Origin of the sequence: Mycobacterium sp. ELW1, from assembly GCF_008329905.1 — a bacterium.
Taxonomy (GTDB): domain Bacteria; phylum Actinomycetota; class Actinomycetes; order Mycobacteriales; family Mycobacteriaceae; genus Mycobacterium.
This window is the reverse complement of sequence record NZ_CP032155.1, coordinates 3,302,780-3,315,508: the sequence shown is the minus strand read 5'-3', so window position 1 is coordinate 3,315,508 and position 12,729 is coordinate 3,302,780. Positions and strand designations below refer to the sequence as shown.

General features: G+C 68.6%; 14 protein-coding genes. 7 read left to right on the top strand and 7 right to left on the bottom strand.

What is annotated here, in order from left to right; all coding sequences use genetic code 11:
• Positions 1 to 48: 48 nt before the first annotated feature.
• Entirely contained in the window at positions 49 to 816 is a 768-nt protein-coding gene (locus tag D3H54_RS15650; protein WP_149379812.1) for a DUF4333 domain-containing protein, read from the top strand.
• Between the two features lie 3 nt (positions 817 to 819).
• Here D3H54_RS15650 and D3H54_RS15645 read toward each other — a convergent pair whose 3' ends face one another.
• Positions 820 to 1,773: a 5'-3' exonuclease gene (locus D3H54_RS15645; protein WP_149379811.1), complete on the bottom strand. Its 954-nt coding sequence runs from the start codon at positions 1,771 to 1,773 to the stop codon at positions 820 to 822.
• A 29-nt stretch (positions 1,774 to 1,802) separates the two neighbouring features.
• Here D3H54_RS15645 and D3H54_RS15640 point away from each other — a divergent pair, with 29 nt between their 5' ends.
• Positions 1,803 to 2,192, top strand: coding sequence for a VOC family protein (locus tag D3H54_RS15640; RefSeq protein WP_149379810.1), 390 nt, complete (start codon positions 1,803 to 1,805; stop codon positions 2,190 to 2,192).
• On the opposite strand, the gene D3H54_RS15635 is transcribed toward D3H54_RS15640, so the two are convergent.
• Positions 2,180 to 3,028, bottom strand: coding sequence for a hotdog family protein (locus D3H54_RS15635; protein WP_149379809.1), 849 nt, complete (start codon positions 3,026 to 3,028; stop codon positions 2,180 to 2,182). The two genes, D3H54_RS15640 and D3H54_RS15635, sit on opposite strands and share 13 nt — an antisense overlap.
• A gap of 35 nt (positions 3,029 to 3,063) precedes the next feature.
• Here D3H54_RS15635 and D3H54_RS15630 point away from each other — a divergent pair, with 35 nt between their 5' ends.
• On the top strand, positions 3,064 to 4,182 hold the full coding sequence (locus tag D3H54_RS15630) for a M24 family metallopeptidase (protein ID WP_149379808.1): 1,119 nt from the start codon (positions 3,064 to 3,066) through the stop codon (positions 4,180 to 4,182).
• Here D3H54_RS15630 and D3H54_RS15625 read toward each other — a convergent pair.
• Complete coding sequence (locus D3H54_RS15625; RefSeq protein ID WP_036337572.1) at positions 4,179 to 4,592, bottom strand: F420-dependent biliverdin reductase; 414 nt, start codon at positions 4,590 to 4,592, stop codon at positions 4,179 to 4,181. The two genes, D3H54_RS15630 and D3H54_RS15625, sit on opposite strands and share 4 nt — an antisense overlap.
• A 36-nt stretch (positions 4,593 to 4,628) precedes the next feature.
• Between D3H54_RS15625 and dprE2 the strand changes: the two genes are divergently transcribed.
• From dprE2 to D3H54_RS15605, 4 genes are read left to right on the top strand one after another with little or no spacing between them, the layout of a single operon-like run.
• Entirely contained in the window at positions 4,629 to 5,378 is a 750-nt protein-coding gene (dprE2, locus tag D3H54_RS15620; protein WP_149379807.1) for a decaprenylphospho-beta-D-erythro-pentofuranosid-2-ulose 2-reductase, read from the top strand.
• Positions 5,375 to 6,550 (top strand): precorrin-6y C5,15-methyltransferase (decarboxylating) subunit CbiE, encoded by a 1,176-nt coding sequence (gene cbiE / locus D3H54_RS15615; protein WP_149379806.1) that lies wholly within the window; start codon positions 5,375 to 5,377, stop codon positions 6,548 to 6,550. Before dprE2 ends, cbiE begins: the two co-directional genes overlap by 4 nt.
• On the top strand, positions 6,547 to 7,302 hold the full coding sequence (gene cobM, locus D3H54_RS15610) for a precorrin-4 C(11)-methyltransferase (RefSeq protein WP_149379805.1): 756 nt from the start codon (positions 6,547 to 6,549) through the stop codon (positions 7,300 to 7,302). The genes cbiE and cobM overlap by 4 nt, the downstream gene beginning before the upstream one ends.
• Positions 7,302 to 8,024 carry a cobalt-precorrin-6A reductase gene (locus tag D3H54_RS15605; RefSeq protein ID WP_149379804.1) on the top strand — a complete coding sequence of 241 codons (723 nt, stop codon included), beginning with the start codon at positions 7,302 to 7,304 and terminating at the stop codon, positions 8,022 to 8,024. Before cobM ends, D3H54_RS15605 begins: the two co-directional genes overlap by 1 nt.
• Here the strand turns inward: D3H54_RS15605 and D3H54_RS15600 are convergent.
• The 4 genes from D3H54_RS15600 to cobG all read right to left on the bottom strand — a co-directional run bounded on the left by D3H54_RS15600 (position 8,021) and on the right by cobG (position 12,716).
• Positions 8,021 to 9,364, bottom strand: coding sequence for an HNH endonuclease signature motif containing protein (locus D3H54_RS15600; RefSeq protein ID WP_149379803.1), 1,344 nt, complete (start codon positions 9,362 to 9,364; stop codon positions 8,021 to 8,023). The two genes, D3H54_RS15605 and D3H54_RS15600, sit on opposite strands and share 4 nt — an antisense overlap.
• 145 nt (positions 9,365 to 9,509) lie before the next feature.
• On the bottom strand, positions 9,510 to 10,964 hold the full coding sequence (locus tag D3H54_RS15595; RefSeq protein WP_149379802.1) for a precorrin-2 C(20)-methyltransferase: 1,455 nt from the start codon (positions 10,962 to 10,964) through the stop codon (positions 9,510 to 9,512).
• Entirely contained in the window at positions 10,961 to 11,587 is a 627-nt protein-coding gene (locus tag D3H54_RS15590; protein WP_149379801.1) for a precorrin-8X methylmutase, read from the bottom strand. The genes D3H54_RS15595 and D3H54_RS15590 overlap by 4 nt, the downstream gene beginning before the upstream one ends.
• Positions 11,588 to 11,603: 16 nt before the next feature.
• Positions 11,604 to 12,716 (bottom strand): precorrin-3B synthase, encoded by a 1,113-nt coding sequence (gene cobG / locus D3H54_RS15585; protein WP_210419556.1) that lies wholly within the window; start codon positions 12,714 to 12,716, stop codon positions 11,604 to 11,606.
• Between the last annotated feature and the right edge of the window lie 13 nt (positions 12,717 to 12,729).

Below are 12,729 nucleotides of genomic sequence, written 5' to 3'. Positions count from 1 at the left end.
AAACGCTACGGTGGGAGCGGCGAATCGCTACCAGATCAAGGAGAGACGATGAGCGGACCGCAGGGATCAGAACCTAATCCCTGGCAGGCTCAACCCGGGCAAGGTCAGGATCAGCCTGCCCCCGGCTCCGAGCAGCAGCCCAGCGGCAGCGAAACCCCGGCCTGGCAGCAGCCGTCCGGTGAGCCGCCGGCGTGGCAGCCGCCCGCCTACACCCCGCAGCAATACCCGCAGTACGGCCAGCAGCCCGGTCAGCAGTACCCGCAGCAGCCGTACCAGCAGCCGACCGAGTACAACCCGGGCACCTACGCGCAGCCGGGTCAGCAGTACCCGCAGTACGGCCAGCCGCCGCAGTACGGCCAGTACCCCCAGCAGCCGGGGCAGTACCCGCAGCAGCCTGGTCAGTACCCGCAGCAGCCGGGCGACCCCAACCAGCCCGGGCAGTACGCCGCGTATCCCCAGCCGGGTGACGAGGGCGCCAAGAAGTCCTCGGCAGTGCTCTTCACGGTCATCGGAGTGCTGGCCGCGATCGTCGTCGCCGTCGTGCTGGTGCTGGGCTTCTGGAAGCCGGGCTTCTTCGTGACCACCAAGCTCGATATCGGCAAGGCCCAGCAGGGTGTGCAGAACATCCTCACCGACGAGACCAACGGCTACGGCGCCAAGAACGTCAAGGACGTCAAGTGCAACAACGGCCAGAACCCGACGGTCAAGAAGGGTGACACCTTCACCTGCGAGGTGAGCATCGACGGCACCAAGCGCCAGGTGACGGTCACCTTCCAGGACGACAAGGGCACCTACGAGGTCGGCCGGCCCAAGTAGCCGCTAGTCGAGGGCGTCCAGCGCTTTCTGCAGGCGTCCGATGGACGAGCCGACACCGTAGGCGTTGGCCAAATCCGCGACGCGTGACGGGTCGGCGGCCGCCAGCGGTAGCCGGTCGCCATCGGTGCTGAACTCCACCGGTGCGTCGCGGGCCACCTGCACCACCGGTCCGGCTGCCTCGATGTAGTCGGTCGCCGCCAGGATCTTGCTGCGAAAAGCCTTGGACAGCTTCGATTTCGGGTCGTGCGCGGCGGCCAGGATGTCCTCCAGCGAACCGTACTGGGACAGCAGCGTGGCCGCGGTCTTCTCCCCGACACCCGGCACCCCGGGCAGGCCGTCGGAGGGATCACCGCGCAGCAGAGCCAGTTCGGCATAGGCGGCGCCCGCGCGATGCGGCGGCACCCCGTACTTCTCGGCGACCTCGGCAGGCCCGAACATCGTGGCGTTCGACAACCCGCGGCCCAGATACAGAACCCGCACGGCGACCGGATCGTCGCCCACCAACTGCAGCAGGTCGCGGTCGCCGCTGACGACGACGACGGGATCGCGCGTCTCGGCGGTGGCCAGCGTGCCCAGCACGTCGTCGGCTTCATAGCCCGGTGCGCCCGCGGTGGCGATCCCGAACGCGTCGAGCAGCTCCATGATCATCTCGACCTGGTGGCTGAGCTCGTCGGGGACCTCTTCCAAATCCGTTTCCCCGCTGGGCTTTTCTTCAGCGACCCGGTGCGCTTTGTACGACGGGATCGCATCGACCCGGAACTGCGGGCGCCAGTCCAGGTCGAGGCACACGACCAGGCGGCCCGGGCGTTCCCGGCTGACCAGCGTGGCCACACTGTCCAGGAAGCCGCGCACGGCGTTGACCTGTCGGCCGTCAGGCGCGGTGATCGACGAGGGCACCCCGAAGAACGAACGAAACCACATGCTCGCGCCGTCGAGCAGCAACACCGGTGCAGACATGCGAGCCATCCTGCCAGTAGCGTCGAGGGATGTCGTTCGTCATCGAGCGGATCGACCACGTCGTGCTCAATTGCCGTGATAAGGAGGCCGTCGCCGACTGGTACGTCCAGGTGCTCGGCATGCGCCGCGAGGTGTTCTCCGGAAACCGGGTCGCGCTGCGCTTCGGCGATCAGAAGCTCAACCTGCGGCCCACCGGTGCGCCGTACTGGCCGACGGGAGCGGCGGATTCACCGGGTTCGCTCGATCTCTGCTTCATCACCACCGCCGCGCCTGACGACGTGGAGGCGCAGCTGCGGGAGGCCGGGGTGGCGATCACCGAGGGGCCTGTCACAAAGACCGGTGCGCTGGGCGCGATGACGTCGTACTACTGCCGCGACCCCGACGGAAACCTCGTCGAGGTAGCCAGCTACCCGACGTAGCGGAACAGATACGAACCGGTGGTGATCGCCTTGCCGCCGGCCCCTTCGTCATGCAGCGTGACACGCACCGCGACGGTGCCGCGAGGTCCGCGAATCGGCTCGGCGTCGGCTCGGAACGGCCCGACCTTGCCGCGTGCCAGGAACATCACGTGCGAGCTGACTCCCTGCAGGCGGTCGGTGCCCGCCACGGCGGCCGCGGCGTCCAGCGCGGCCGTCTCCAGGATCACGAACTGAGGGCCGACGTGAAGCGCGGCATCCGGCGAAGCCACCTCCACCGAGAGTTCCGGCATCGCCCACGCCCCGCCGGGCCGCCGGACCGCGCCGAAGACCTGCCATAGCGGCGGCAGGTCGGGGGAATCGACGACCTCGATCGGGTTGAGCTCCATCTTGGCCAGCCCGTCCGGTGGGACACCGATGCTCACGCCCTGGCCCTCGTTGAGCGCGAGCACCCGAGAAGGGTTGTCCGCGTCGACGATTCGCGACCGGCTGTAGGCCATCTGCCTGCCGCGCTTGAGGTCCTCGGACTGGATCTCGATGCGACGTACGTCCTGGCCGGGGTCGACCACCTGGATGGAGTGGATCACCGGGTTGGGCACCGCTTCGAGGTCGGATACCAGTCCACTGTCCGGGGAGACGATGCCCAGCACCGCCAGGAACAGTCCGCCGGCCGGATTGCGCATGTCGTGGCGGATCGTGACGGTGTCCTGGGCATCGACGTCCATCGTCGAGTAGCTGCGGCCCAGGTAGCGATAGCTGAGCAGGCCGCCCCAGCGCCGGTTGAGTTCCGCGGCGTACGCCGCCGGGTCATCGGCGAGCTCACGGATGTCGCGCAGCATCGCGTCATCGTATGCCTGCGGCTAGCCTGGCTGGCATGACCGACCGTTTCAGTAGCGACGTCTATGCCCGCCGGCTCGCCGCCGCCGCAGCGGCGGCCTCCGCTGCCGGTGTCGCCGGGCTGGTGATCACCCCGGGATACGACCTCCGTTACCTCGTCGGTTCGGCGGCGCAGACTTTCGAACGGCTGACGGCGTTGGTGGTGCCGGCAACCGGTGCGCCGACGGTGGTGGTGCCCCGGCTGGAGTTGGCGTCGCTCAAGGACTCCGCGATCCTCGAACTCGGCCTGAGCGTGCAGGATTGGGTCGACGGTGATGATCCGTACGAGGTGGTGGCAGCCGCCCTGGGGAGACACGCCCGGATCGCGGTGACCGACTCGATGCCCGCGCTGCATCTGCTGCCGTTGGCCGAACGGCTCGGCGCGGTTCCGGTGCTCGCCACCGAGGTGTTGCGGTCACTGCGGATGATCAAGGATCCGGCTGAGATCGATGCCCTTCGCAAGGCAGGCGCCGCGATCGACCGGGTCCACGCCCGGGTGCCCGAGTTCCTGCGGCCCGGCCGTACCGAAACCGAGGTTGCCGCAGACATCGCCGAAGCCATTGTGGCCGAGGGACATTCAGCGGTGGCGTTCATCATCGTCGGGTCCGGCCCGCACGGCGCCGACCCGCACCACGAACAATCCGACCGTGTCCTGCAGCCCGGCGACATCGTCGTCGTCGACATCGGCGGCCCGTACGCGCCCGGCTACAACTCCGACTGCACCCGCACCTACAGCCTGGGCCAGCCCAGCGCCGACATCGCCGAACAGTACGCGGTGCTGCAGAGCGCGCAGGCCGCCGCTGTCGAGGCGGTGCGTCCCGGCGTGACCGCCGAGCAGGTCGACGCCGCCGCCCGCGACGTGCTCGCCGAAGCGGGGCTCGCCGAGTACTTCGTGCACCGCACCGGGCACGGCATCGGACTCTCGGTTCACGAGGAGCCTTACATCGTCGCCGGCAACGACCTGCCGCTGGCGGAGGGGATGGCGTTCTCGGTGGAGCCGGGAATCTACTTCCCCGGCCACTGGGGTGCGCGCATCGAAGACATCGTGATCGTCACCGCCGACGGTGCCGAGGCGGTGAACACCGGCCCGCACGGGCTGACGGTGGTACCGGTCTAAGCCTTCGTGTGGTCCAGCAGGCCCGAGGAGCCCAGCACCCGGGTGATGTGCACCTCGATCACGACCCGCTTGGGATTGACCCGCGGCGTCCGGTAGCGCTGGGCGTACCGCAGTTCGGCGTCGCGGACCGCGGCCGGATCCCGGTTGACACTGGCCTGGCCTTCCAGGGACAGCCACCGGGCACCGTCAACCTGGGACAGCACTCCCACGCCGGACCGCTCGGCGTTGATCGCCTTCTGCGAGCCGTCGCTGGTGATGACCCGGGCAATGTGGGTCTTGGGATCGAAGGTGAAGCCGACCGCCACGACATGCGGCGAGTTGTCGGCGCGCAGTGTCGTCAGCATCGCGAGGTGGCGTTCGGTGAGAAATGCCAGCGCATCGCTGGTCAGTCGGGTCGTTGAGTTCGCCATCAACGTCCACGCTATCGCAGTGAATAATCTCGAGGTGTGAGTGACACGGGGGCCGGTTCGGTCGTGATCTTCGGCGGCCGCAGCGAGATCGGCGTCGAACTCGCGCAACGGCTGGCGCCCGGCGCCACCGTGGTGCTGGCGGCGCGACGTGCCGATCAGCTGGAGGAGCAGGTCAGGGCGCTGCGCACGGCCGGGGCCAGGGCGGTGCACACCGTCGAATTCGACGCCGACGACGTCGCGGCCCACGGTCCGCTGCTCCAGCGACTGGTGGCCGAGCACGGACCGATCGGAACGGCCGTTCTGGCGTTCGGGATCCTGGGCGATCAGGCCCGCGCCGAAGCCGACGCTGCGCACGCCGTGGCGGTGGTGCACACCGACTACGTCGCACAGGTCAGTCTGTTGACTCACCTTTCCTTGGCGATGCGCGCCGCCGGTGAGGGCGCGCTGGTGGTGTTCTCGTCGATCGCCGGGGTTCGGGGTCGCCGCGCCAACTACGTCTACGGCTCGGCCAAGGCCGGACTGGACGCTTTCGCGTGCGGGCTGGCCGACGCGCTGCACGGCAGCGGGGTGCACCTGTTGCTCGTGCGACCGGGGTTCGTGATCGGCAGGATGACCGAAGGTATGGAGCCCGCACCGCTGTCCACCACGCCCGCCAAGGTGGCCGACGCGACGGCCCGGGCCCTGCGCGCCGGGCGCCGCGAGGTGTGGGTGCCGGGGCCTCTTGCGTTGTTGGCGTTCGCGTTTCGGATGATGCCTCGCGCCGTGTGGCGGAGGTTACCGCGATGATCACCGTGGTCGGAATCGGCGCCGACGGCATGGCCGGCCTGGTGCCGGCGTCCAGCGCCGAATTGCGCAGGGCCACCGTGATTTACGGGGCGAAGCGTCAGCTCGATCTGCTCGACGAGTCGGTCACCGCGGAGCGCCGGGAATGGGGTAAGCCGTTTTTGGACGCGTTGTGCGCGGTCCGGGACTTCGACGGTGACGTGCACGTGGTGGCCAGTGGCGATCCGATGCTGCACGGTGTCGGCGGCTCGCTGATCCGGGTGTGCGGGGCTGACCGGGTGCGGGTGTTGCCGCATGTGTCGAGCGTGACGCTGGCCTGCGCCCGGCTCGGCTGGTCGGTTCAGGACACCGAGGTGATCAGCCTGATGCTGGACGTTCCGGCAGCGGCCGTGCGCAGAGGGGGTCGCGCGATTGTGCTGACCCGCGATGCTCACGGCCCGGCTCAGCTGGCGCGCCTGCTGACCGAAACCGGCCGGGGTCACTCGGAATTCACTGTCCTCGAGCAGCTCGGCGGCCCACGGGAACGCCGCCGCACCGCCACCGCGAACGGCTGGGCCACCGACCCGCCTGACGACCTCGACGATCTCAATGTCGTTGCGGTGGAATACCTGCCCGATGAGCGGCAGTCGTCAGTTCTGCCGGATGCTGCTTTCGCGCACGATGGGCAAATCACCAAGCAGGCGATGCGCGCGGTCACCATGGCCGCGCTGGCACCCCGGCCAGGTGAGTCGCTGTGGGATGTCGGATCCGGCTCGGGCAGCATCGCCATCGAGTGGTGCCGCAGCGGGCCGGGTTGTCGCGCAACGGCCTTCGAGCGCGTAGCCGAGCGCCGCGAACGAATCGCGGCCAACGTCCTGGCGTTCGGTGCGCGAGTCGAGGTGACCTTTGACGCTCCCGAGATGTTCGACACGGTGCCATCACCGGACGTGATCTTCGTCGGCGGTGGAGTCAGTCAGCCCGGCCTGATGGATGAGTGTTGGAAATACCTACCTGCCGGCGGGCGACTGGTCGCCAACGCCGTCACCGTCGAGTCCGAGGCGCTTCTCGCTCAGTGGCATTCGAAGATGGGCGGCGAACTGAGGAAGTTCCAGCATTACAAGGGTGAACCTGTCGGCGGATTCACCGGCTGGCGACCGGCCATGCCCGTCACACAGTGGGTGGTGACCAAGCAATGACGGTGTACTTCATCGGTGCCGGGCCGGGCGCGGCGGACCTGATCACGGTGCGCGGGCAGCGGCTGCTGCAACAGTGCCCGGTCTGCCTCTACGCCGGGTCGATCATGCCCGACGACCTGCTGGCGCTGTGCCCCGCCGACGCCAAGGTGGTCGACACCGGCCCGCTGACCCTGGAGCAGATCATCGCCGAGCTGGCCGAAGCGGACGCAGCCGGGCTCGACGTGGCGAGGCTGCACTCCGGTGACCCGGCGATCTACAGCGCGCTGGCCGAGCAGTGCCGGCACCTCGACGCACTCGGCATCGGCTACGAAATCGTGCCTGGCGTACCGGCGTTCGCCGCCGCCGCCGCGGCGCTCGGCCGGGAGCTCACCGTGCCCGGGGTGGCACAGACCGTGACGCTGAGCCGGGTGTCCACCCTGTCGACCGCGATGCCCGAAGGGGAAGACCTGGTCACCCTCAGCAAGCCCGGCGCAACGCTGGTGCTGCACCTTGCCGCGCACCGGATCGACACGATAGTGCCGCAACTGCTCGACGGCGGCTACCGGGCGGACACCCCGGTTGCTGTCGTCGCCTTCGCCAGCTGGCCGAAGGAGACCGTCTTGCGCGGCACGTTGGCCGACATCGCCGAGAAGATGCACGATGCTCAGATCACCAAGACCGCGGTGATCATCGTCGGGGATGTGCTTGCCGCCGAGGGCTTTACCGACAGCTACCTGTACTCCTCGGGCCGTACCCGCGGCAGCAGGCACTGATGCGCATCCTGCTGCTGGGCGGCACGGGGGAGGCGCGGGCACTGGCGGCTCGGTTGCACCCGGACCGCGACATCGTCAGCTCGCTGGCCGGTCGGGTACCGGATCCGGCGCTGCCGGTCGGTCCGGTCCGCATCGGCGGATTCGGTGGAGTGGACGGTCTACGACAGTGGTTGCGTGCCAATGACATCAGCGCTGTCGTCGACGCCACGCACCCGTTCGCCGCGACCATGACCGCACACGCCGCGCAGGCATGCGCCGAACTGAACCTGCCGCATCTGGTGCTGTCCCGCCCAGCATGGGACCCTGCCGGCGCAGTGCGGGTGCCCTCCGACACCGACGCCGCTGATCTCATCGCCGAACAAGGATTTTCGCGGGTGTTCCTCACCACCGGCCGCTCCGGAGTGAAACCGTTCACCGGCAGCGGTGCGTGGTTTCTGATCCGCGTGGTGACACCGCCCGACGCCGAGGTGCTCCCGCGTAACCACGAGGTACTGCTGTCCCGCGGACCCTACGGCTACGACGACGAGCGCACACTGCTGCGGGACAACAGAATCGACGTGCTGGTCACCAAGAACAGCGGTGGAGCGCTGACCGAGGCCAAACTGCACGCCGCCAACGATCTCGGCGTCACCATCGTGATGATCGACCGGCCGCCGCTGCCGGTGGGCGTGGCCGCCGTGGGAACAGTGGATGAAGCGGCGACCTGGGTGGCCGGCCTCTAGTAGAGCAGCTCTTCGGGGTGATGGTAGTAGTTCACCCGAGATTGTCCGCGGTCGAGGTGCGGGGGCGGGATCCATTCGGTCTTGTTGTCGCGTCGGCGTTTTCGCGTGACCCAGCCGGCGGGTCCCTTGTTGACCATCCGGTTGTCGCATCCGCAGGCCAACGTGAGTTCGTTGATGTCGGTGTTTCCGCCGCGGGCGAAGTCGCGGGCGGCGTGGTGGACTTGGGTGTGGTAAGCCGGTGCCGTGCAATCGGGCTTGGTGCAGCCCTTGTCGATCGCGAAGAGGGCGAGGCGCTGTCCCGGACTTGCCGTACGGCGGCTGCGCCCGTAATAAAGCTTGATGTCTCTTGGTGATTCGAACACGGTCAGGTAAGGATGGGCCTGGGCGGCCAACCGGATGACGGTCGGCATGGGCAGGTACGTGCCGCCGCCGGTGTGGGCCAGTCCGGCGGCGGAGGTCAGCTGCTCGAGGGTGGTGGTGACGACGATGGTGACGGGCAGCCCATTGTGCTGACCGAGCTGACCCGAGGAGAGCATGGCCATGCACGAGGCCTTGAGCGCATCGTGGTTCCGCTGTGCTGAAAAGCGCGAATGGCTTTCGATGTGATCGCGAGAGGGTGTGCCGTCCAGGCAAGGAGCTTCGTCGTCGGGGTTGCAGTAACCCGGAGCGGCAAGTTTCGCGTTTATGGCGTCCAGTGCCGCACGTAATTCGGGATCTATCCAGCCCGATATCCTGCTCATTCCGTCGACCTGTTGTTGAGCGATGCTTAGGCCGCGTTTGCGGGCCTGGTCTCGTTCGTCGTCGAGATCGCCGTCTTGGTTGATCATGGCCATCAGTTGGTGGGCGAGTTTGCGCAGCCCTTCCGGGGTGAGCCCGCCGGCCAGTGCACCCAGCTGAGCCTCTGCATGCTCGCGGGTGGATACGTCGACGGATGCGGGCAAGTGGTCCAGGAATGTGCGGATCACCGCTACGTGGTCGGCGTTGATTTCACCACGGGATTGGGCTGACGCGGTCGTCGGGAGTGCCGGTGGCAGTGCTTTTCCGGTCACAGAATGCCGTGGTCCCAGCTCGGCGGCATCGGTCAACCGCCGGCCTGCGTCGGCGCCGCTGATACCGAGGCGGTGGGTCAGGACTGCACGCCAGGACTTGGCGCCCATCTCGACAGGTGACGTCTGCGATTGGAGCTGCGTCAGGACCGTGTGTTCCACCGCGGGCAGCAACCGGCGTAGCCGCTCAACCCGTTCGAGTACCGCCAGCAGTTCGGGGGCCCTCATCCCATGTGCCGGAAGGGCTGCCACCTTGTCCCAGGCGGTCAGCACATCATCCAGCACCTCTATCACACTTCGAACATTAGTTCGATCATCCGACAGATTCGGCCCGATTGTGACGCGTGTGGTCGATGAGGCCAAAGAAATTCTTGAGGATAGGGTCAGAGATGTGGCGCATACCTAAAAAGGTTGCGGCTAAAGGGGATTCGTCCAGCGATCAGCTCGGATAACGGCGCGGCGTGAACACGGTTTCGCCGTACCACTGCGTCTGCGAGGAGCCCACGATCAGCAGACACCGCATGTCGACGTCGGCGGGGTCGAGATCGCCAAGCCGGACGACCTTCACCGACTCCTGAGGTCCGGCCACGTCGCGGCCGATCACCACGGGCGTGCCCGGCTCGCGGTGCTCCAACAGCAGATCCCGCATCGCGGCGACCTGCCAGGTGCGGCTCTTGGACGCCGGGTTGTAGATCGCCAGCGCCAGGTCCGCTTGAGCGGCCGCCGAGAGCCGGGCGGCGATGATGTCCCAGGGCTTGAGCCGGTCGGACAGCGAAATCACCGCATAGTCATGGCCCAGCGGCGCACCGACCCGGCTGGCGACAGCCTGTGCGGCCGTCATCGCCGGGATCACGCGGACGGAGACGTTCGGCCACTGCTTGGCCTCTTCGAGCACCGCGGTGGCCATCGCGAAGACGCCGGGATCGCCCGAGGACACCACCGCGACGGCGCGTCCCTGCTCGGCCAGCTCGCACGCCAGCAGCGCCCGCGCGGGTTCGTCGGTGTTGTCGCTGGGGTGGCGAATCTGCCCGGCGTGCGCCGGGACACGGTCCAGATAGGGGCCGTAGCCGATCAGATCGGTGGCCGTCGCCAGCTCCTGGCGGCTCTGCGGCGTCATCCAGTCGATGTCACCGGGACCGAGCCCCACCACCGTGACGCCGCCGGTGACCGGCTTGGCCCGGCTGCCTCCCGGCAGCATGGCCAGTGAGAAGTACGGCACCGACTCGGCGTCGACCTCACCGGCCGGCAGCACGCGTTGCGCGTCGGTGCTGGCGCGCTCGACATAGAATGCCTGGTCCAGGCGTCCCGCCATCGAAAGTGCTTCCCGCACTTGCGGATACGTCCGCCCCAATTTCATCACCACTGCGGCGTCGGCGTCGGCGAGGCGGCGGGCCAGCTCACGCACCGGCATGGTGCCGGGCAGCACCGAGAGCACCTCGTCGCCGGTCACCAGGGGAGTGGCGATCGCCGCCGATGCGGCGCTCACCGACGTCACGCCAGGAATGATCACCGCACTGAACCGCTCGGTCAGCCGGGTGTGCATATGCATGTAGGAGCTGTAGAACAGCGGATCACCCTCGGCCAGCAATGCCACGTCGCGTCCGGCGTCGAGGTGGGCGGCGATCCGCTCGGCCGCCTCGCGGTAGAAGTCCTCCATCGCGCCGGCGTAGCCGCCAGGGTGCTCCGTCGTCTCGGTGGTCACCGGGTAGACCAGGTGCTCCTCGACCTGGCCGGCCCGCAGGTAGGGCTCGGCGATGCGCCGCGCGATGCTGCGGCCGTGCCGCGCGCTGTGATAGGCCACCACGTCGGCCGCGCCGATGATCCGGGCGGCCTTGACCGTCACCAGCTCCGGGTCACCGGGACCGAGGCCGACCCCGTAGAGAGTGCCGGTCATTCGCGCTCACTCGCGATCGCGTTCACCGCGGCGGCCGCCATCGCGCTGCCCCCGCGCCGGCCCTGCACCACCAGGTACTCCATGCCCCGCGGCCGGTCGATCAGCTCCTGCTTGGACTGCGCGGAGCCGACGAATCCGACCGGTCCGCCCAGCACCGACACCGGGGCCGGCACACCGTCGTCGATGAGCTCCAGCAACCGGAACAGCGCCGTCGGCGCATTCCCGATGGCGACGACGGCCCCGGCCATCCGGTCGGCCCACAGCTCGACCCCGGCCGCCGAGCGGGTGTTCCCGGTGCGCTGGGCCAGCTCGGGCGCCCGCGGATCGGCCACCAGCGACACCACCTCGTTGCCTGCGGGCAGACGGGCGGCGGTGATCCCCGCCGCGACCATCGACGAGTCGCACAGGATCGGCGCCCCGGCCAGCAGTGCGGTATGCGTCGCGCTGACCACATCGGGAGTGAACGCAACGTGCTCGGCCACGTCGACCTGACCGCAGGTGTGGATCAACCGGACCACGACCCGCGCGACATCCTCGGGAAACGCGGTCAGATCGGCCTCGGCGCGAATCGTCGCGAACGACTGCCGATAGATCTCGGCGGCGTCGCGAATGTAGTCGAGCACGCGATCACCCTACGGCCTACCGCGATGCGGGCCGGAACCCCTCCGCTGTCGCCACGAACACCTGACCAGCCGGGGGACTGCCGCACGCCCGCTCGCATCCCACGTAGTGAACGTGGCCTTCAACATCTTCTTCGAGCGCCACCCGGGTGGCCTCCGCACGCACGTCGGCCCGCGACTTCTCACACCCCGGGCTGCCCACGCAGGCGGTGATGTCCAGCCACGGCGAGTTCTCGTCGAACACCAACCCCATCGGGGCCAGCACCCGCAGCGCCGTGTCGGCCACTCCTTCGTCCAGGTCGCAGACCAGCAGCGAGCGCCACGGGGTGATGATCACCGGCGCGTCGATCGCCGCGACGAACTCGGCTTGGCGGGACTGCAGGACGCCGAGGGGGATCGCACCGCCCAGCGTCACCCGGCCGTCGTCCTGTGCGATCCAGCCGACCGGCGGACGCAACACAGGGGGATACTCCGTCCCGGGTGCCGCCGTTGCCGAGAATCCCGCCAGCAGCGGCGACGTATCATCCAATTCGGCTACCCGCCAAGCATTTCCGCGGATCTCGACGAACCGCCGCGCAATCGTGATCAATGCGGACACCACGTCGCCCGGGGCCACCCGGACCCCGGTGTCGCGACCGGCCAGCAGCACCGCAACCCCGTCGGGGTGCACATGGACGCCGGCGTCGGCGGCCAATCCGGAAATGTCGCCGCGGCCGTCGTCCAGGCCGAACAGGAACCTTCCCGGTAACCGCGCCAACTCCGCATCGGCCTGAATGGTGATATCCAGTTCGGTCACCCACGGCCGCACATCGGCCACGCCGCCGACCCGACCCGACAACGGCGAAGCGACGATATTGCGCACCCGTTCGTGTGTCGGCGAGGGCAACAGCCCGGCAGCGGCCGACGCCTCGGCGACCGCCGCCGTATCCCGTATCCCGCGCAGCTGCAGATTGCCGCGCGCGGTGAGTTCCAGAGTGCCGTTGCCGAACTCGATCGCCGTGTGCGCCAGCGCTTCCAACTGTTGCGCGGCGATCATCCCGCCGGGCAGCCGTAGGCGGGCCAGCGCGCCGTCCGCCGCCTCGTGCACCTGCAGGGCACCGGGGCAGGCGTCATCGTCACGCAAACGCTCCACCCGTCCACCGTAC